Source organism: Pseudomonas sp. FeN3W (assembly GCA_030263805.2).
Taxonomy (GTDB): Bacteria; Pseudomonadota; Gammaproteobacteria; order Pseudomonadales; family Pseudomonadaceae; genus Stutzerimonas; species Stutzerimonas stutzeri_G.
This window is the reverse complement of the sequence record CP136010.1, coordinates 3853530-3872279: the sequence shown is the minus strand read 5'-3', so window position 1 is coordinate 3872279 and position 18750 is coordinate 3853530. Positions and strand designations below refer to the sequence as shown.

Here is an 18750-nt window from a genome sequence, read left to right as displayed (position 1 = left end):
GTCTCCTTATACCTTCACTTTCGAGAGTTTGAGGTTGAGCAGCGCCATGGCGCCCACCAGCAGGAAGATCAGCGTGGCGATCGCCGCGGCCAGGGCGAAGTCCTGCCCGGAATCCTGGAAGGCGATGCGGTAGGTGTAGCTGACCAGCAGGTCCGTGGTGCCGGCCGGCGTGGTCGCGCCGATGATGTCCGGGCCGCCGCGGGTCAACAGGGTGATGAGCACGAAGTTGTTGAAGTTGAAGGCGAAGCTCGCGATCAGCAGCGGCATCAGCGGCTTGATCAGCTGCGGCAGGGTGATGCGCAACAGGTTGTCCAGCGGACTGGCGCCGTCGATGGCCGAAGCCTCGTACTGATCCCGCGGGATCGCCTGCAACAGGCCCATGCACAGCAGCAGCATGTAGGGGTAGCCGAGCCAGGTATTGACGATGAGGATCATCGTGCGCGCCAGGGCCGGGTCGCTGAACCAGTCCGGGCGCGTGCCGAACAGGCTGTCGAGCAGCAGGTTGATCTCGCCGAAGTTCTGGTTGAACAGGCCGCGGAACACCAGGATGGAAATGAACGCCGGCACCGCGTACGGCAGGATCAGCATCAATCGGTAGAACGCCTTGCCGCGCACCAGCTCCCATTGCAGCAGGCTGGCCAGCACCAGCCCTACGGCGAGGGTGAAGACCACCGTGAGGCCGGCGAAGGCGAAGGTCCAGGCGAAGATCTGCATGAAGGGTTCGCGGATGCTCGGTTCGGTCAGCACCCGGGAAAAGTTGGCGAAGCCGGTGAACACGGTAAAGCCCGGCGGCACCGCCTGGCCGGCTTCGTCGACATAGAAGCCGCGTTCCATGTCGGCAGTCAGCCGCGCGCCGCTGCGGGTGTCGACCAGCACGCCGGGGCCGTCCTGACGATAGACGGGCTCCACGGCGGCGACTTCACGCAATCCATACAGCCGCAGCAGGCTGCCATCCGGCGCCTGCATCACCCACTGCTCCAGCGCCTTGCGCCGCTGAATCACCTCGCGCAGCGCTAGCACCTCGCCCAGCCCTTCGACGCTTTCGGCCGGCTGCAGGAGCAGCGGCGCTTCCGCGTCAGGCTCACCGGTCAACGGCGGGGTGACGAACACGCCCTGCTCGCCCTTGTCGATGCGCAGGCGCTCGCCATCAGGACTTTGATGCAACGTGAAACGGAAGCGCTCGCCGGCAAGGTAGGTCTGGCTCAGATGATATTGCTCGACCTGGGCCTGACTCAGCAGGTTGCTGCCGCTGTAATTGGTGAAACCGATGCCCACCGTATATAGCAGCGGGAAGATGACGAACACCAGCATCCCGGCCACCGACGGGAAGATGTAGCGCTGCGCGTACATCCGTCGGTTGATGAACAGGTAGCTGGCGATCCCGGTCACCACCAGCCCGAGCAGGGCGAAGGCCATCTGCCCCTGCACGTAGAGCGCGACCACCAGGTACAGCGCGAAGGCGTTGAAGGTCAGCCACGCCAGCCAGCGCAGGCCGTTGGTCAGGGAGCGGGGCAGGCCCCGGGAGGTCGTACGGGTCATGGCTGGGCTGGGCAACTCGGCACGGGCATTCACGGGAGCGGAACCTTTGAGAACGGAGCATAGTCCGCCGGCGCGCCCGAGGCGGCGGCCGGCGACGGGTTCAACGGGTGATGCGCTTGGCGGCATCGTCCAGGGCGGCGTCGACGTCCTGTCGGCCGGAGGTGATGTTGGTCAGCGCGGCGGCCATGGATGACCAGAACGCGCCCATCTCCGGCACGTTGGGCATCGGCTCGCCCATTTGCGCGTTCTCGAAGGTCGCCTTGATGTGCGGATTGCTCGAAAGCTCTTCCATGTAGGCGGTGTTGGCCACCGCACCCAGCGGCACGTCGGCGTTCACCGTCTTCAGGCCGTCGACCTCGAGCAGGTAGTTCTCGAGAAACTCCACGGCCAGGTCCTTGTTCGGGCTGGCGGCGTTGAGCAGCGCGGCGGCGACGCCGACGAAAGGCTTGCCCGGTTCGCCGTCGATGGCGGGAATCGGTGCCACGCCGAAGTCGATGCCGCTCTTCTCGATGTTCGACCAGGCCCAGGGGCCGCTGATCATCATCGCCGAGTCGCCCTTGTTGAAGGCCGCCTCGGCCACGCTGTAATCCGCGCCCTTGGGCATCACACCCTTGTCGATCAGGTCGCGCAGCACCTGCGCGCCGGCCTTGGCGCCGGCGTTGTTCACCCCAGTGGATTTGACGTCGTAACCGCCGTCGGTCCGCTCGAATACGTAGCCGCCCTTGGCCGACAGCAGCGGCCAGGTGAAGTAGGTGTTGTTGTAGTCCCAGAGGATGGCGCGCTTGCCCTGCGGAGCGAGCTTCTCGTTCAGCGCCAGGACGTCGTCGAAGCTCTTCGGCGGCGTATCCACCAGGGCCTTGTTGTAGATCAGGCCGATGGTTTCCACCGAGATCGGGTAGCCCCACAGTTTGTTGTCGTAGGTCACCGCCTGCCAGGAGAAGCCGGCGATGCCGGACTTGGTCTCGGCGCTGGGGGTGACGGGGGTGAGCAGGCCGCTCTTGGCCCATTCGCCGATGCGGTCATGGGCCCAGATGAAGATGTCCGGGCCGTTGCCGGTGGCCGCCGCCTGCTGGAACTTGTCGGTGGCGCTGTCCGGGTGGGCCACTTCCACCGGAATACCGGTCTCGGCGGTGAACCGCTTGCCAACCTCTGCCAGGCCCTTGTAGCCCTTGTCGCCGTTGATCCAGACGACCAGCTTGCCTTCTTCGATCGCTGCCAGCGCCGGCAGCGGCAGGCTGAAGGTGGCCGCCAGGCCGACAGTGGCGATACACCAGAATTTCTTGTTCATGCTTCGCTTTCCTCGTGGCTTCTTATTAGTTGTTCCACCTGCTGCCGGCCTGAGGCTCTGACAGTCGTTCCATCCTCGGCGCGTCATGCGCCATGTGCATCCTCCTCCTCAAGGGGGCGGAGGGCGTAGAAGCGGGGCGTAGACCGACCCTCGCAGCGGCACAAAATACGCCATCAGCCTGGCGCTTACGCCTATACCCGGCGGCCAACGCGCAGTCAAATGTAGCGAAAAAGCATAATGGAGCCCCATTTGATGCGTGCCCACCGGTTTTCTGCCCTGCCGCTGCTGTTCGGCCTCGCCCTGCCCTTGTCCGGCCTCGCCGCTCCCGAACTGAGCGTTCGCCTGAACGACCAGCCGCTGTCACCGCGCTGGAACGCCCTGGCAGCCGAACGCTACGACACGGAGCTGGAGCTCGAACCCGGTCAGCTGCGATTGGTGATGCCGCAGGGCACCGCGACAGGCGCAGCGCTTGCGCCTTACCGCCGCCAGCCGCTTGGCAAAGACAGCGCCTACCGCTACGAAGTGCCCGAGGCCGGACGCTATCGGCTGATCGTCGAGACCGGCACCGCGCCGGCCCTGCGTCTGTTGCCGATCAAGGCCGCCGAGCCGAAGGCGGCCACCGCGGTCTGCAAGCCGTGGGAGGGTGGCGCGGTGGAACTGGCGGTCGGCGAGGTGTTCCGCGATGGCCAGACCCTGCGCGACGCCCTGTCCGGCACCACGGCGGTGGTCCGCGACGGCCAGGTCAGGCTGCAACCCGCCGCCGGCAGCGACGGCCTCTTGCTGCTCGAAGCCGCCGAGCCGGCCAAACCGGCACCGCGCGACTGGCGCAACGCGATCGTCTACTTCGTGCTCACCGACCGCTTCGCCAACGGTGATCCAGGCAACGACCGCAGCTATGGCCGCGAGCCGGACGGCGCCGAGGAGATCGGCACCTTCCACGGTGGCGACCTCAAGGGGCTGACCGAGCGGCTCGACCATATCGCCAGCCTCGGCGTCGATGCGCTATGGATCAGCGCGCCCTACGAGCAGATTCACGGCTGGGTCGGCGGTGGCGAGCGCGGCGACTTCCGCCATTACGGCTATCACGGCTACTACGCGCTGGACTTCACCCAGCTCGACGCCAACATGGGCAGCGAAAACGACCTGCGCGCCCTCATCAGCGCGGCCCATGCCCGCGGCATCCGCGTGCTGTTCGACGTGGTGCTCAACCATCCCGGCTACTCGACCCTGCAGGACATGCAGCAGCTCGGCTTCGGTGCTCTGCGCGAGGGCATGGCCGAGTACCTGCCCGAGCAGTGGAGCGCCTGGCAGCCGGAAGCCCACGAGAATCTGCACGCCTACCACAACCTGGTGGACTACGAGCACCCGAGCTGGGCCGCCTGGTGGGGCCGCGACTGGGTCCGTGCCGGCATCGCCGACTACGACACGCCGCCCAGCGCCACGGTCGATCCGCTCAAGGGCTCGCTGGCCTTTCTGCCGGATTTTCGCACCGAGTCCGACGCAGTCGTCGCGCTGCCGGAGTTTCTTGCGCGCAAGACGCAGACCCGTGCCGAGCCGCGCGAGGGCTATCGCGTGCGCGACTACCTGATCGAATGGCTGACACTCTGGGTCCGCGAATTCGGCGTCGACGGCTTCCGTGCTGACACCGTCAAGCACGTCGAGCCATCGACCTGGGCCGAATTGCGCGTGGCGGCCGAACGCGCCCGCACCGACTGGGCCCGCGCCAATCCGGACGATCCCATGGCCGACGAGCCGTTCTGGATGGTCGGCGAAGTGTTCGGCCACGGCCCCGAGGCCAGCGACTATCTGGACCAGGGCTTCGACGCGCTGATCAACTTCGACTTTCAGCAGCAGTCGCTGGCGGCCAGCGATTGCCTCGCAGCGGCCGAACCCAGCTACGCGGACTATGCCCGGCGCCTGGGCGAGACACCCGGGCACAACTTGCTGAGCTATGCCTCATCCCACGACACCGCGCTGTTCAACCAGCTGGCCAAGGGCGACCTGGCGCGCCAACGCGGCCTCGCCGCCGCCCTGTTGCTGGCGCCTGGCGCGGTGCAGATCTACTACGGCGACGAAAGCGCGCGTCCATTCGGACCGACCGGCTCGGACCCCTTCCAAGGCACGCGCAGCCCGATGAACTGGGGCGAGCACGAGCAGCCCGAAGTTGCCGCCCTGATCGAACATTGGCAACGGATCGGCCAATTCCGCGCCCGGCATCCGGCGATCGGCGCGGGTGAGCATCGACTGCTTTCGGCCGGCCAGCCCTATGCCTTCGCCCGCGAGCTGGGCGAGGACAAGGTCATCGTGGTGCAGGCCCGATGAGTGCCGCCTCGTTGACCGCAGCGGCACGGCGCCAGGCCCAGCGGGCTTTTCTCGCCAGCGGCACCGAGTTTCGCCTGGGCCGCGCGGAGGATTGCCCGCTGCCACCGCAGGAACTCGCTGCCGTCACCGGAACGGAGCCATGGGTACGCGCCTGCCTCGACGACGGTCTGACCGCCCGCGTCTACCGCGTACAGCTGGCCGGCCGCGACTGGGCGCTGAAGGTCGCGCGGCGGCCCTGTCGTGTGCAGAACCCGGACGGCCAGACGAGCTTTCTCAACGAGTTGCAGCGCCGCCGCGACCTTGCCCGGCTGATGCGCATACCGGAGCAGGCCGAACGCCTGGCCGGCATCGTGCCGACGCAGTACGCCTCGCTGCAGCAGGGCATCGTGTTGTCGCCCTGGGTCGAGGGCCGGCGCATAGAACGCTGGGACGAGCGCCAGCTCGTCGAGCTGTTCGACCTGCTGATCGCCCTGCTGCTGGCCGGCCTGTTCGAGTGGGATCTGGCGCCAGGCAACACCCTGGACGATGGCCGCATCCGCCTGTTCGATTTCGGCTACCTCTACCCCTTCGACCCGCTGCGTCAGTACAACAGCGACGGCCTGGCCTCGCCGGGCTTCCATCCGGCCGAGCGCTTCGAGACGCGCCAGCTGTTCGCCTGCCTGCTGCGGCTGGAACAGGAAAGCGAGACATGGGCACTGGCCGATTTCGAGCTGGAAAAACGCATCGCGCTGGATGCCTACCAGCGCCTGCATCGAGAGCTGACTGGCCGCGGCGCAAGCGAAACGGTATTGGACTGGCTGAGCGGCCTGATGCGTCGCTGGCGCAACGCGCTGGCTGGCGAACTGGGCGGGTTGTACCTGCAGGAAGCCTGGCGCTCGCACTGGCTCGACGTGAAAGACGATCTCAGCGGCCAGAGCTGCACGCCTCTGACCCTACAGCGCCTGGCCTGGCTCCGAGATAAAGCCACCACCCGGCATGCCGATCTGCTCGCCAGCGGTGCGCTGACCAACGAACGACAGCCCGACCGCGAAGCGCTGCTGAACCAGCTTCGCCTGGCCGAAGCACAGGCCGCCCGCTGGCAGCTGGGCGAATCGGGTGCTTAGCCGCGCGCCCGCTGCCAGCAATGGAACACCTGCTAAGCAGGAATGCTGGCAGGCCCAGCCTGCTCTGCGGGAGCGGTCTTGACCGCGAAGGCTGCAAGCCAGTTCGCAGCCAAGGCCGTACCCAAGCTTCACACCATTACCCAGGCGCACCCGCCTCAGAACGAGCCGCTGCTACTGGCGCCGGCGGCGGCCTGGACCTGATTGTTGCCGCCCGATTGCCACTGACGCACCAGCGTCGCGTCCGCCTCGTTGCGGATCAGGCATTTCCACTCCACGTTCTGGCCAGCAGGCAAGGCGATGCTGCCCTTCCAGGTCGGATAGGCACTGGTGTCAGTCAGCCGCACCGCAGCGGCCGGGCTCCAGTTGCCGAGCTGGCTGACGTTGCCCACCGCGTAGACGCTGTCGCCCATCTGCGTCACGCCGTTGTCGCAGCGGAAGTTCACATTGACCAGACCACCCTCGCCGCCGTCATTCCCGCCGCCATCGCCGCTACCGCTGCGCCAGACGCGCACCTGGCCATTGCTGGCGTTGACCGCCTCGCTGAAGCTGCCGCTGGCGACCTGGCCGGGGTTGGCCAGATCGGAGTTGAGCGCCACCACCAGGGTCTGCTGGCTGCCGCTGACGGTGGCGACCAGGCCACTGAAGCCGCTATGGAAGCTGATCGCCGAATCGGCACGCACGCCGGCGGTGCGCCGCACCTGGATCAGCTGGCGGATGAAGTCGCCGTAGCCCCAGTCGTACATGTGCGGCCAGTACACCACCGGCGTGCCCGGGCTGGTGAGGATGTAGGCGTAGGCCTGGCGGATCAGCCCGTCCTGCAGCGCCCAGTGGTGCTGGCCACCGTTCTGCCCGGGCGAATAGCCGGTGTCATGGTTGTCGACAAAGGTCACCGCCACCTCGCGCCAGCGCGGGTCGGGGTTGCCGTTAAGGCCGTTCTTCCAGTCGGCGACCGAGCCGTTCTGCATGCGCTCCTTGAGGGCGAAGTCGAACACCGGGCACTTGGCCCGATCCGACCAGTCCTTGATGATCTGCTGCCAGCTGGCCGTGTTGCGCCAATCCCAGCTCGGGTACTCGGACGGGCCTTTCCACAGCTCGCCGACGCAGAAACTGCTGTCGGCGCTGTCGCTCATCCAGCTGTCGACCCGCTCGGGCGCATAGCCGCGAACGAAGTCGAAGCGGAAGCCACCGGCGCCGTAACCGCTGCGCAGGTTGCCGAGCTCGTCGCGAAACATGCCGTAGACCTGCGGGTGGCCGGTGTTCAGGTCCGACTCGCCGCCGATGAAGCGGTCACCGTCGTCGCAGTCGTTGGCGTAGTTGCCCGGGTCGGCGCAGTCGTTGCGCCAGAAGCCCTGGCCGGCCGGCAGGTTGATTTCCTTTTCCGGGTAGCCGCGGTTCATGTGGTTGGGCACCACGTCGTAGAGCACCTTCACCCCGGCACCGCCGAGCGCACCGGCGGCCTGGCGCAGCTGGGCGTCGCTACCGTAGCGGCCGTTCTTGTTGAAGTCATGCCAGAAGTAGCCTTCGCCGCCGCCGGAGTTGCCGCCATCAGTCCAGCTGGAGAAGTCACGCCAGGGCACCGGCATCCAGATCGCCGAGAAGCCGTCAGCGGCGATGGTCGCGGCCTGCTGGCGGAGGATGTTGTACCAGTCGTTCGGCGCCTCGCGCACGACGTTCCAGTGAAAGCCCTGGAGGATGATTTCGTCGCCGCCGTGGTAGCGCACGCCGGCCGGGCTCTTGCCGGCCTGGTCAGCGAGGGCGGGGAACGGTAGCAGGATCGCCGCCAGCACGGCGGCACGCAGGGTTTGGCTCATCGCAATACTCCGGTTCTTGTGCTTGTTCGCGGGTATCCGGCAACGCTTTGCCGAATGAGGATGAACGCCGGCCGGACTTTCGACCGACCCGTGCAGACTGCTCCCGGGCCCGCTCACGTCCAACCTCCCTGCGCGCTTTCGAGGCGGCGTAGTGGCCAGGCGGAGGACCCATGGCAATCATCTGCGCCCCGCCCGTCGCGACCCCGCCCCGGGGATTACGCCGCAGTCATCCCGATTACGCCCTCGGGCTGCGCCAGCGAAATATTCAGCCGGGAGGATGCCGCCCCCTGCCCCATCACCGAGGCTTTGCGCCACCGATCGGCGTTGCCGCGACAGGCAGCGCCGGCGTGACCGCTCGGCATTAACAAGAAAAACAAGGACCCGTCATGAAGCACACCGCGCACCCTCTGTTCGTCCTCAAACCCGTCTGTGTTCTCGCCGCCCTGCTGGTCGGTGGCCCGGCCCTGGCGGTCGATTTCCACGGCTACCTGCGTTCCGGCGTCGGCGCCACGGCCGGCGGCGGAGACCAGGCCTGCTTCCAGGCTGCCGGCGCACCGGCGAAATATCGCCTGGGCAACGAATGCGAAACCTACGCCGAGATCGGCCTCGGCCAGGAGGTGTGGAGCGAAGGCAACCGCAGCTTCTACGTCGACAGCATGATCGCCTACCGCTCCGATCAGGGTAACGACTGGGAAGCCACCGGCACCGACACCAACGGCGGCGAGAACAACCCGTTCGACGAGGCCGGCACCACCTCCATCCGCCAGTTCAACGTGGTCGGCAAGAACCTCATCCCGAGCCTGCCGGGCGCGGCGATCTGGGCCGGCAAGCGCTACTACAAGCGCCACGACGTGCACATCAACGACTACTACTACTGGGACGTCTCCGGCCCCGGCGCCGGTATCGAGGACATCGACCTGGGCTTCGCCAAGGCGAGCGTGGCGTGGATCCGCAACACCGACGGCGACTGGGTCTACCAGGGCTCGGGAACCGGCACCAACCTGGCCAACGACACCCTCGACTTCCGCCTCGCCGAGATCGACGTCAACCCAGGCGGCAAGCTGGAGCTGGGCTACGACTACGGCAAGGCCAACCTCACCGACGAGCAGGAGCGCGATCCCGGCTACGAGGACCAGAAAGGTCATCTGGTCACCCTCGAGCACACCCAGAGCGACTGGTTCGGCGGCTACAACAAACTCGCCCTGCAGTACGGCACCGACGGCATCATCGGCAGCAGCGGGCGCAACAGCACCGGCAACAGCGACGGCAAGATGCTGCGCCTGGTCAACCAGGGCGTGGTCGGCCTGAGCGACAACATCGAGATGATGTACGTGCAGATCTACGAGGACCGCGACTTCGACAACGACTCCGGACAGACCTGGGCCAGCTTCGGCGTGCGCCCGGTGTACAAGTGGAGCGACGTGATGAGCACCGCGCTGGAGTTCGGCTACGACCGCGTCGATCCACAGGCCGACGGCGAACGCACCCGCGACCTGAAGAAGCTCACCCTGGCCCAGCAGTGGTCAGCCGGCAACAGCTTCTGGGCGCGCCCGCAGATCCGCGTGTTCGCCACCTACGCCCAGTGGGACGGCGGCCGCTACCAGGCCGCCAGCGAATCCATCGACGCCGGTGACGACGACGGCCTCACCTTCGGTATCCAGGCCGAGGCCTGGTGGTAAACCGCGCCGGCTGAACGCCGTTGCACGCAACGGCAGACTTTCCGCTCCCACCGTCCAGACGGTGCCTTTTGCCCCGACTCTGGCAGGTCGGGGCATTTTTTATCCGGAGAACCGCCATGCATCCTCTATCCCTTCTCGCCGCCGGGCTGATCGCCCTGGCGCTGGCCGGCTGCAGTAGCGAACCGCTGCGTCGGGTCGACGCCCTCGCCGCCAGCCCGGCGCCGCTGCACGGCTCGGTCGAACAGGCCCGTGCCGCGCTGGCCGCCGCACCGTCTTGCTGCAGCGGTCTCGACCAGCTGCCGTACCAGCCGCTGGAGGCGGGCTTCAGCGGCAATGTCGTGATCGACAGCCAGGCCCCGGCCTATGCCTTCGAAACCGGCAAGAGCTTCCTGCGCGCCTTCAAGCTGCCGGCCGGCGGCCCGTCGTTCGAGCTGCGCCTGTACAGCCAGGCCGGCAGCAGCGTGCTGGCGCCCAACGCCATGCTGCTCGACAGCCGCATGCGCCCGACCCGCCTGCTGGATGCCGACGACTTCGCCTACGTACCGCCGACCGGCCTCAAGGGCGACAGCCTCGACGCGCGCCTGCGCATCGACCGCTCGCAGCCGGAGCATCCGGGCAACGAGCGTTACCTGATCCTCTATACCAGCGAGGCGCAGATGGCCGGGCAGACGGTCCTGCAGCACCCGGCCAAGGCCTACGCCAAGGCGCTGGGCAACGAGCCGCCGAGCATCCCCGACCCGGTGGCGCAGCACTCCCCGGTGGGTGTGATCAAGCTGGTGATGATCCCCGACAGCGCCGCCGGCTCGACCGCCAAGGGCTACGTACCGGGCTACAGCATCGGCCAGGAAATGGGCAACGAACTGCCCAGCGCGCCGGCGCCAACGGTGCTGCCGGAGACCTCGGCGTACTACCGCCAGGCGATCGATGCCGCTCTGACCGAGAAGGACCTGGAACGCGCGCTGCGTCTGGCCGACGAAGCGGCACGGGTTGGCGACAGCGCGGCCAAGCGGCACCTGCTCGAGCGCATCGAGATCCGCTGAAAGGCGGGGTTCGCGGCGCGGCAATCGCGTCGCGAACATCGCTGTGGACAGGTGAAGCGCGTTACGCCTGGGTCAGCTGCTTGTACAGCTGCGGCAGACGGAACGGCAGCTGTTGCGGCTCCTTGATCAGGGTGTAGCCGTTGGCGCCGAACATATATGGCAGGTAGCCGCCGGCCTCGCGGTCGATGGTGATGCAGAACGGCAGCAGGCCCTGCTTGCGCGCTTCCATGACGGCCTGGCGGGTATCTTCGACACCGTAACGGCCTTCATAGAGGTCCAGATCGTTCGGCTTGCCGTCGGTGACCAGCAGCAGCAGCTTGCGCCGCTGCTTGCAGGCGCCGAGCAGTTCGGTGGCGTGGCGGATGGCGGCGCCCATGCGGGTGTAGTAGCCGGGCTTGAGCGCCTGGATGCGCCCGCGGGTCTCGTCGCCGTAGGGCTGGCGGAAGCTCTTGAGCTCCTGCATGCGCACCTGCTGACGGCGCAGCGAGGAGAAACCGTAGAGCGCGAACGGATCGCCGACCGCCGACAGCGCTTCGCCGAACAGCAGCAGGCTGTCGGTGACCACGTCGATCACCCGGTGCTCGTTGTCCAGGTGCGCGTCGGTGGACATCGACAGGTCGGCCAGCAGCAGGCAGGCCAGGTCGCGGCGGTTCTGCCGCTGCTCCATGAACAGACCACGTTCGGCGCACTGGCCGTTCTGCCGCTCGACGTGAAAATCGAGCCAGGCCTGCATGTCCAGTTCCGAGCCCTGCGGTTGCTGACGCAGCCACTGGCGGTCGTTGCGCAGGTGCTCGAACTGCCGACGCAGGCGTCGCGCCAGCGGCGACAGGTGCAACGGCAACGGCTTGGCCTCGGCACCACGTGGCAGCATCAGCTGCAGGTTGACGAAGTCCTGCTGCAGACATTGCTTGCGATAGTCCCACTCGGGCAGCTTGATGCCTTCGCCCAGCGGCACATCGTCGAAATCCGCGGCAGGCAGGTCCAGGTCGAGCTTCAGCCCGCCGCCCTGGCGCATGCGCTGGCGCGACAGCGCCAGTTCGTCGAGGTCCTCGGCGACACGGGCGGCATCGAGGTCCTCGGTGTCGTCGCCGCAGCGGTCCAGCTCGATATGCTCGGACCAGCTGAACAGGTTCTCCAGACGGAACAGCAGCAGGCCGCCCTTGCTCGAGCTCTCGTCCACCCGCCGGGCGCGCTTGCGCTGACGGGACTCACCGCCGGGCGGGGTTTCCAGATTGCCCTCGCCTTCCTCGGCGCGCTGGGCGGCCTGAGGTTCACCGAGGTTGTCCGCCGGATACAGCCACAGCGGCAGCGGCCAGGGCGCGCGCTCGCTGCGCGGGAACTGGCTGACGCTGCCCGGCTCGCGCAGCGCCTGGCACAGTGCCGCTTCCAGCGCAGCCTCGGCCTTGGGCAGCTGGCTCGGGTCCGGGCGCAGCTGCAGATGAGCTTCGACCAGGCGCTGATAGCGCGGGCGCATGGCCGGAAAATGTTCAAGGATCGCCTGGGTCCAGCGCTGGTTGTCGCGCGCCCAGTGGCGCATCGGCCCGGCCTGTGCGGCGAGCAGCGCCAGCCAGCGATACAGATCCTGGTTCAGCGAGACTTCCGGGTAGACCGCCAGGCTCTGCGGCAGCCGCAGATTGCTGGCGTCGCACCAGGCCACCGGCAGTTGCTTGCAGGTCCCGGCGACCTGTTGCAGCAGGTTGCGCCTGAGCAGCAGATCACGCGCGCTGGCGGCTTCGACGCCGACCCCGCTGGCGCCGCCCATGGCGCGGAACAGCAACGACAGCGGCCGCTGCATGCTCTCGAGATCGACCCGTGCTTCCGGAAAATCCGGGTTGGCACGACGGGTGATGAAGCGGTGCCAGACACTACCGACCCACTCTTCCACTTCGATGGTAAAGGCCATGGCGGTTACTCCGTGCAGGCACTGAAAAAGCAAAACGGCCCGCTGTTACCAGCCGGGCCGTCGATCCTCATTGCGACGCGTCTCAGGCCGCGGCGGCAGCTGCTGCTACGGCCGGTACCCGACCGCGCTGGCGGAAGCTGTACAGGTAGCAGACCAGGCCGATCAGGAAGAACACCCCGGCGATCAGGCGCAGCCAGAAGAAGATGGCCAGCTGGTCGGCGGTGTTCATGAACGACATGGCAGCACCGTCGGCAGGGATCCGCTGCAGCCACACCTGCACCACGCCGGCTGCGGTGAGGAACAGGGTGATCGCGACCATGGAGATGGTCATCAGCCAGAAGCCCCAGACTTCGATGCGCTGAGCGCGTGCATCCGGTGCTTCGCCCAGGCCACGCAGACGCGGCATGGCGTAGCTGATCATGGTCATCACGATCATCGCGTAGGCACCGTAGAAGGCCAGGTGGCCGTGTGCGGCAGTCAACTGCGAACCGTGGGTGTAGTAGTTCACCGGAGCCAGGGTGTGCAGGAAGCCCCACACGCCGGCACCGAGAAACGCGGTCACGGTGGTGCCGATGGCCCACAGCGAAGCGGCCTTGTTCGGATGCTCGCGACGGCGACGGTTAACCATGTTCAGGGCGAACAGCACCATGGCGAAGAACGGCAGCGGTTCCAGGGCGGAGAAGATCGAGCCCAGCCACAGCCACACGGTCGGCGCACCGATCCAGAAGAAGTGGTGGCCGGTACCGATGATGCCGGTGATCAGAGCCATGGCGATGATCACGTAGAGCCACTTCTCGACCACTTCGCGGTCCACGCCGGTGATCTTGATCAGGACGAAGGCGAGCATCGAACCCATGATCAGTTCCCACACGCCTTCCACCCACAGGTGCACGACGAACCACCAGTAGTACTTGTCGCGCGCCAGGTTCTCGGGGTTGTAGAAGGAGAACAGGAAGAACACCGCGAGGCCGATCAGACCGGTCATCATCACCGTGCTGACCACGGTCTTGCGACCCTTGAGCATGGTCATGCCGATGTTGTAGAGGAAGCCCAGGGCCACCACCACGATGCCGATCTTGGTGATCGTCGGCTGCTCGAGGAACTCGCGTCCCATGGTCGGCAGCAATTCGTTCTTGGTCATCTCCGCCAGCCCTGCATAGGGCACGAAGAGGTAACCGAGAATGGTCAGCACGCCGGCCGCGGCGAACACCCAGAACAGGATGATGGCCAGTTTCGGACTGTGCAGTTCACGGTCCGCTTCCTCGGGAATGAGGTAGTAGGCCGCACCCATGAAGCCGAACAGCAGCCAGACGATCAGCAGGTTGGTGTGAACCATCCGTGCCACGTTGAAGGGCAGCAGCGGGAACAGGAAATCACCGATGACGTACTGCAGTCCCATGATCAGACCGAACAGGATCTGACCGACGAACAGGATCAGTGCAAACACGAAGTAGGGTTTGGCAACGGCCTGCGATTGGAATTTGAGATGCGGATTGATGATGCTCATCTCGTGGCCCCTCCAGTTAAATCGGAAACAAAGACGTCCATCGATCAACCCTCCCTGTTTGGCGGCCAGTTGTTGGTATCGATCTTCGAAGTCCACTTGAGGAACTCCGCCATATCGTCAACTTGCTGTTCGGTCAGATTGAACTGAGGCATCGCACGACGACCGGGGGCGCCGAGAGGCTGGGCCTTCATCCAGGCGTGCAGGAAGGGCTTGAAGGCCTCTTCACCACCACGACGGACGAACACGTTGCCCAACTCCGGCGCGAAATAGGCGCCTTCACCGAGCAGGCTGTGGCAGCCGATGCAGTTGTTGTTTTCCCAGACTGCCTTGCCGCGTACTACCGCTTCGGTCATTTCCGATGCGTTCGTGCGTTCGGGGAAAGTCTGCTCTGTGTGGTAGGTAAGGCCGAGGAACACCAGGAAGAAGAACACGCTTCCTCCGAAGTAGATATTCCTGGCCATTCCTTTGGTGAAGGTCTCGGACATGGTCGCCTCCTCGTGGCTTGGCGTGGCCAGTTTAAGAAGGGGGCTATCGAAACCTGCTTGATGGCAATCAAGAAAAACCTGAACGTGGCAGTAGGGCTTTCTGGAGGCACTGCAGGAGGGGCGCAAAGCCGGACGCCACGGGGGCTGCGGCGCGTTGCGGGCCACAGGCCTGCATTTTCGGGCGGCGTGACCGTGGCCTTGGGCGGCCCGTGCGGCGATCGCACGCAGGTCCTGCCGACGCCGCCGCGGGCATCAGCATGCAGAGAATCAGGCGCGGCGTTGGGTCGTCAGGCGCAGACCGGTCTTCTTCAGAATGCGGCTGGATACCAGTATCTCGTTGGCCCGGCAGGCGCTGCCCAGCAGCGCGCGAATCTGGTTGCGGTAGGCCTCGATGTCACTGGCATCACGCCCATGCACCATGGCGAACAGATTGTATGGCCAGCCTTCCTGCCGCGGTCGGCGATAGCAGTGACTGACGAAGGGCTGGGCGCCGATCAGCGCACCCAGTCTCGCGATCTCGGCGTCGTCGACGTCCCACACGGTCATGCCGTTGTGCCGGTAACCGAGGCGGTAGTGGTTGGGTACCGCCGCGATACGCCGGATCGCACCGTCCGCCTGCAGCCGCTGCAGCAGCGCCAGGGTGGCATCGACGTCGATGCCCAGCTCAGCGGCGAGCCAGGCCCAGGGATCGGCCACCAGCGGCAGCCCGGCCTCGGTCAACTCGATCAGGCGGCGGCTCAGGCCATCATCAGACGGGGAAGTGCAAACCGACATGGAAGGTTTCCTCTTTCGGCAGATTCAGCACCGCCAGGCCGGTCCCGGCCTCGATGCGCGCGATGCTCTCGGCGATGCCCTGCGGGGTCTCGCAACCGAGCACGAACCACATGTTCCAGCGGTGTTCGCGGCGGTAGTTGTGTGCCACTTCGGGCATCGCCGAGAGCATCGCGGCGACCTCGTCGAAACGCGCCTCCGGCACCGACAGCGCGGCCAGGGTGAAGGCGCCGCCGAGCCGGTCGATGTCGAACATCGGCCCGAAGCGGGTCAGCGTGCCGTCGTCGAGCAATGCCTGGACCCGCTCGCGCAGGGCCTCGGAGGTGCTGCCCAGCTCCTCGGCCAGGGCTTCCCAGGGGTGGCGCACCAGCGGCAGGCCATGCTGCAGACGATTGATCAGCAGCCGGTCGAATTCATCCATTGGCGACCTCGGGCAGCGGCGGTGCAAAACGGCCACCGCACTGTTTGAAGGCCCGCGTGCTGAACAGCAGCTGATGCGGCACATCGCTCAGGCCGTTGTCCGCCAGCAGGCGCTCGATCAGCCGGCAGACCTGCTCGCGCTCGCGGCCATGGACCATGCAAAACAGATTGTAGGGCCACTGCGGCAGACGCCGCGGGCGCTGGTAACAGAGATTGACGCCGGCGGCCAAGCCGAGCCGCCGCCCGACTTCGTCGACCTGCGCATCGGGGATGTCCATCACCAGCATGGCGTTGGCGCGAAAACCCAGCGCGCGATGCTTGAGCACCAGGCCGAAGCGGCGGAACAGCCCTTCTTCCTGCCAGCATTGGATCTGTTCGAGGACCTGCGCCTCGACGCTGCCGATCTGCTCGGCGAGCCGCTGATACGGACGTGCGGCCAGCGGCAGGCCACCCTCGAGCAGGCGACGCAGCTGCAGCGCCTGCAGGTCATTGAGACAACCGGTCATGATGGATCTCCCAGCGGAAAGCCGAGGTCGATGCGAAAGGCCTGCTGCATCGGCAGGTCGAGCGGAGTCAGCCCGGTATCGGCCTCGATTTCGGCCAGCAGCCGGTCGAGGTGTGGCCGATCCGGCCCGGTCAGCACGAACCAGAGGTTGTAGCGATGCTCGCGCAGGTAGTTGTGGTTGACCTCGGGGAACGCATTGATGCGCGCCGCGATCTGCTCCAGCCGAGCCTCGGGCACGGCCAGCGCGACCAGGGTGCTGGCGCCGGCACGGCTGTGCTCGAACACCGGGCCGATGCGCGACAGGCCACCGCCCTCGTGCAGCTGTCGGAGACAGGCGAGCACCTCGTGCTCGCTGCAGCCCAGTTCCTCGGCCATGGCGCGGTAAGGCTCGGCGCACAGCGGCATGCCGTGCTGGTAGCGGTCGATCAGGCGGCGGCTGAGGGCGTCGATCTGCATGTCACAACCCCGTCTCGTGGGCGCGGCTGCTGAAGAAGATGCCGCTCGGACTCTGCGCCGGCAGTCGCTTGAGCAGCTTCAGGGTGTAGGGGTCCCAGACCTGGATTTCCTCGCCATCGCGCACCGACAGCCAGAGCTGGTCGCCACGGGCGGTGAACTCCATGTGCAGCACCGCCGGGCCCGGTTCCAGATCGGCGATGATCTCGTGGGTCTCGCTGTCGATGACCTGGACCTTGCCGTTGTCGGGGTGCGCGAAGTTGACCCAGATCTGCCGCGCGTCCGGTCGCGCCATGACGAAGATCGGCTGGCCGGCGACGTCGATGGCGTCGGTCTGCTGCCACCTCTCGGAATCCATCACCAGCACGCGATGCTGGCCGACGGCGGGAACGAAGGTCTGGTTGCCGGCCACGGTCCAGCCTTCCAGGTGCGGCATCTTGTAGACCGGCAATTTCTGCTGGCCGCGGCCATAGCCATCGAGAATGCGCTCCACACCACGCTCGGGATGCCAAAGATCGATCTTGGCCATGCCATCCTCGCCGAACAGGCCGGCGATGTAGTAGCGCCCTTCCGGCGTCAGCAGCGCATCGTAGGGCTGGCGGCCGATACCCTCGAAACGAGTGATCTGCGGCTGGTCGCCCTGACTGAAATCCAGCAGCCAGGTCTCATCGGTATCGAACAGGCTGTAGATGAAGCGCCGGCCGGGCACGTCGATCACGCCGACCACCCGCGAATTGCGGCTGCCATCGGCCAGCGGCGTAGCCGGTATGTCGGCGACCAGCTCCAGGGTCTTGGCATCGAAGACCTTGACCCCGCCCGGCTCGTAGTTGCCGACAGCGATCAGCGTGCCGTCCTGGCTGATGGCGCCACCGATGCTGTTGCCGCCCTGGATGACGCGACGATCGATGCGCTGACGCAGCAGGTCGACCTTGGTCAGCCCGCCGTCGCGGCCGAATACATAGGCGTAGCGCTGGTCGCGGGAGAACACCACCGAGGCGTGGGACAGGTCGCCCAGGCCCTCGACGCGGGCGAGCTGGCTCTGGCTGCTGCTCTCGATGATCTGCAGGCTGCCGGTGGCGCGCTCCACCACCACGCCCAGGTCTCCGGTGCCGCGCAGCGGTTGCTGTGCACAGGCCGCGAGCAGACCGGCCGCAGCCAGCAGCAGAAAAGGACGAATCATGGCTTGGGATATCCTTCGAGCAGGCGGTCGACCAGCCAGGCGATGTCCTGCTCGTCGAGCAGCACATTCCAACCGGGCATGGCGGTGCCAGGGCGGCCGTGGGTCACGGTGACGATCAGACTGTCACGGGGTTTGCCGGCTAGCGCCTCGCGGGTGAGCGCGGGTCCGAGACCGCCGGTCATGCGCAGGCCATGGCAGGAGCCACAGTCCTGAAGTAGCAGATGGTCGAGCTTCGCCTGGCGTTCGGCAGCGGGGGCCGCGGCCAGGGCAAGGGGAAACAGGAGAAAGGACGCCAGGGCCAGTCCCAGACGTGAAACGGCGTGTCGGGCAACTGTCATGGCGTCCTCCGTGCAGCTTACTTGTGGCTAAGAACCCACTCGGCGAGGATCTTGGCTTCTTCTTCGGTGACGGCGTTCGGCGGCATCGGGATCGGACCCCATACGCCCTGGCTGCCGTTCTTGATGTGGCCAGCCAGCAGATCGGCAGCGCCGTCCTGTCCTGCGTACTTGGCGGCGACTTCCTTGAACGCCGGACCGACCAGCTTGGCATCGATGCTGTGGCAAGCCGCGCAAGGCTTGCTCTTGAACAGCGCCTCACCATCCTGCGCCAGTGCCGGCTGCAGGGTCAGCGCGCCGCCCAGGGCGAGCATCGGGATAAGGATTTTCTTCATTAGATCTTTTCCTCAAGGCTAAAGGGGAGAGCGTTACCGCTCACCCAAAGGGTGCTCAGCAAAACGCACTGAGC

Annotated in this window: 17 protein-coding genes; 4 read left to right on the top strand and 13 right to left on the bottom strand. The window is 66.4% G+C overall.

The features are described 5' to 3' along the window. Positions 1-6: 6 nt before the first annotated feature. Together malF and malE are read right to left on the bottom strand one after the other, a co-directional pair. Positions 7-1572 (bottom strand): maltose ABC transporter permease MalF, encoded by a 1566-nt coding sequence (gene malF / locus P5704_018260; protein ID WOF77960.1) that lies wholly within the window; start codon positions 1570-1572, stop codon positions 7-9. Between the two features lie 67 nt (positions 1573-1639). After that, positions 1640-2827, bottom strand: a complete 1188-nt coding sequence (malE, locus tag P5704_018255; protein ID WOF77959.1) for a maltose/maltodextrin ABC transporter substrate-binding protein MalE — start codon at positions 2825-2827, stop codon at positions 1640-1642. Between the two features lie 252 nt (positions 2828-3079). Here malE and P5704_018250 point away from each other — a divergent pair, with 252 nt between their 5' ends. Beyond that, positions 3080-5149, top strand: a complete 2070-nt coding sequence (locus P5704_018250) for an alpha-amylase (GenBank protein ID WOF77958.1) — start codon at positions 3080-3082, stop codon at positions 5147-5149. Continuing rightward, positions 5146-6252 carry a hypothetical protein gene (locus tag P5704_018245; GenBank protein ID WOF77957.1) on the top strand — a complete coding sequence of 369 codons (1107 nt, stop codon included), beginning with the start codon at positions 5146-5148 and terminating at the stop codon, positions 6250-6252. Before P5704_018250 ends, P5704_018245 begins: the two co-directional genes overlap by 4 nt. Before the next feature lie 155 nt (positions 6253-6407). Here P5704_018245 and mta read toward each other — a convergent pair whose 3' ends face one another. After that, a complete protein-coding gene (gene mta, locus P5704_018240; protein ID WOF77956.1) occupies positions 6408-8063 on the bottom strand; it encodes a glucan 1,4-alpha-maltotetraohydrolase in 1656 nt (551 codons plus the stop codon). A 386-nt stretch (positions 8064-8449) separates the two neighbouring features. Here mta and P5704_018235 point away from each other — a divergent pair, with 386 nt between their 5' ends. Then, positions 8450-9742, top strand: coding sequence for a maltoporin (locus P5704_018235; protein WOF77955.1), 1293 nt, complete (start codon positions 8450-8452; stop codon positions 9740-9742). A gap of 116 nt (positions 9743-9858) precedes the next feature. Further along, positions 9859-10782, top strand: coding sequence for a MalM family protein (locus P5704_018230; protein ID WOF77954.1), 924 nt, complete (start codon positions 9859-9861; stop codon positions 10780-10782). Positions 10783-10843: 61 nt separating this feature from the next. Here P5704_018230 and P5704_018225 read toward each other — a convergent pair whose 3' ends face one another. The 10 genes from P5704_018225 to P5704_018180 all read right to left on the bottom strand — a co-directional run bounded on the left by P5704_018225 (position 10844) and on the right by P5704_018180 (position 18676). Continuing rightward, complete coding sequence (locus P5704_018225) at positions 10844-12685, bottom strand: VWA domain-containing protein (protein ID WOF77953.1); 1842 nt, start codon at positions 12683-12685, stop codon at positions 10844-10846. A gap of 82 nt (positions 12686-12767) precedes the next feature. Then, complete coding sequence (locus tag P5704_018220) at positions 12768-14192, bottom strand: cbb3-type cytochrome c oxidase subunit I (protein ID WOF77952.1); 1425 nt, start codon at positions 14190-14192, stop codon at positions 12768-12770. Positions 14193-14236: 44 nt separating this feature from the next. Continuing rightward, entirely contained in the window at positions 14237-14677 is a 441-nt protein-coding gene (locus tag P5704_018215) for a cytochrome c (GenBank protein ID WOF77951.1), read from the bottom strand. Positions 14678-14944: 267 nt separating this feature from the next. Continuing rightward, positions 14945-15451 carry an Lrp/AsnC family transcriptional regulator gene (locus P5704_018210; protein WOF77950.1) on the bottom strand — a complete coding sequence of 169 codons (507 nt, stop codon included), beginning with the start codon at positions 15449-15451 and terminating at the stop codon, positions 14945-14947. Continuing rightward, positions 15426-15869: an Lrp/AsnC family transcriptional regulator gene (locus tag P5704_018205; GenBank protein ID WOF77949.1), complete on the bottom strand. Its 444-nt coding sequence runs from the start codon at positions 15867-15869 to the stop codon at positions 15426-15428. The genes P5704_018210 and P5704_018205 overlap by 26 nt, the downstream gene beginning before the upstream one ends. Continuing rightward, positions 15862-16374 carry an Lrp/AsnC family transcriptional regulator gene (locus tag P5704_018200; protein WOF77948.1) on the bottom strand — a complete coding sequence of 171 codons (513 nt, stop codon included), beginning with the start codon at positions 16372-16374 and terminating at the stop codon, positions 15862-15864. Before P5704_018200 ends, P5704_018205 begins: the two co-directional genes overlap by 8 nt. Then, positions 16371-16829 carry an Lrp/AsnC family transcriptional regulator gene (locus P5704_018195; protein WOF77947.1) on the bottom strand — a complete coding sequence of 153 codons (459 nt, stop codon included), beginning with the start codon at positions 16827-16829 and terminating at the stop codon, positions 16371-16373. The genes P5704_018200 and P5704_018195 overlap by 4 nt, the downstream gene beginning before the upstream one ends. A gap of 1 nt (position 16830) precedes the next feature. Further along, complete coding sequence (locus tag P5704_018190; protein ID WOF77946.1) at positions 16831-18006, bottom strand: cytochrome D1 domain-containing protein; 1176 nt, start codon at positions 18004-18006, stop codon at positions 16831-16833. Next, positions 18003-18344, bottom strand: a complete 342-nt coding sequence (locus P5704_018185) for a cytochrome c (protein WOF77945.1) — start codon at positions 18342-18344, stop codon at positions 18003-18005. Before P5704_018185 ends, P5704_018190 begins: the two co-directional genes overlap by 4 nt. A 17-nt stretch (positions 18345-18361) precedes the next feature. Then, positions 18362-18676 carry a c-type cytochrome gene (locus P5704_018180; GenBank protein WOF77944.1) on the bottom strand — a complete coding sequence of 105 codons (315 nt, stop codon included), beginning with the start codon at positions 18674-18676 and terminating at the stop codon, positions 18362-18364. Positions 18677-18750 lie beyond the last annotated feature (74 nt).

Coding starts and splice junctions, on each gene's coding strand:
- P5704_018220 (WOF77952.1), bottom strand. CDS start 14,192: ATGAGCATCATCAATCCGCATCTCAAATTCCAATCGCAGGCCGTTGCC.
- P5704_018185 (WOF77945.1), bottom strand. CDS start 18,344: ATGACAGTTGCCCGACACGCCGTTTCACGTCTGGGACTGGCCCTGGCG.
- P5704_018225 (WOF77953.1), bottom strand. CDS start 12,685: ATGGCCTTTACCATCGAAGTGGAAGAGTGGGTCGGTAGTGTCTGGCAC.
- P5704_018245 (WOF77957.1), top strand. CDS start 5,146: ATGAGTGCCGCCTCGTTGACCGCAGCGGCACGGCGCCAGGCCCAGCGG.
- P5704_018190 (WOF77946.1), bottom strand. CDS start 18,006: ATGATTCGTCCTTTTCTGCTGCTGGCTGCGGCCGGTCTGCTCGCGGCC.
- mta (WOF77956.1), bottom strand. CDS start 8,063: ATGAGCCAAACCCTGCGTGCCGCCGTGCTGGCGGCGATCCTGCTACCG.
- P5704_018195 (WOF77947.1), bottom strand. CDS start 16,829: ATGCAGATCGACGCCCTCAGCCGCCGCCTGATCGACCGCTACCAGCAC.
- P5704_018250 (WOF77958.1), top strand. CDS start 3,080: ATGCGTGCCCACCGGTTTTCTGCCCTGCCGCTGCTGTTCGGCCTCGCC.
- malE (WOF77959.1), bottom strand. CDS start 2,827: ATGAACAAGAAATTCTGGTGTATCGCCACTGTCGGCCTGGCGGCCACC.
- P5704_018215 (WOF77951.1), bottom strand. CDS start 14,677: ATGTCCGAGACCTTCACCAAAGGAATGGCCAGGAATATCTACTTCGGA.
- P5704_018210 (WOF77950.1), bottom strand. CDS start 15,451: ATGTCGGTTTGCACTTCCCCGTCTGATGATGGCCTGAGCCGCCGCCTG.
- P5704_018200 (WOF77948.1), bottom strand. CDS start 16,374: ATGACCGGTTGTCTCAATGACCTGCAGGCGCTGCAGCTGCGTCGCCTG.
- P5704_018230 (WOF77954.1), top strand. CDS start 9,859: ATGCATCCTCTATCCCTTCTCGCCGCCGGGCTGATCGCCCTGGCGCTG.
- P5704_018235 (WOF77955.1), top strand. CDS start 8,450: ATGAAGCACACCGCGCACCCTCTGTTCGTCCTCAAACCCGTCTGTGTT.
- P5704_018205 (WOF77949.1), bottom strand. CDS start 15,869: ATGGATGAATTCGACCGGCTGCTGATCAATCGTCTGCAGCATGGCCTG.
- P5704_018180 (WOF77944.1), bottom strand. CDS start 18,676: ATGAAGAAAATCCTTATCCCGATGCTCGCCCTGGGCGGCGCGCTGACC.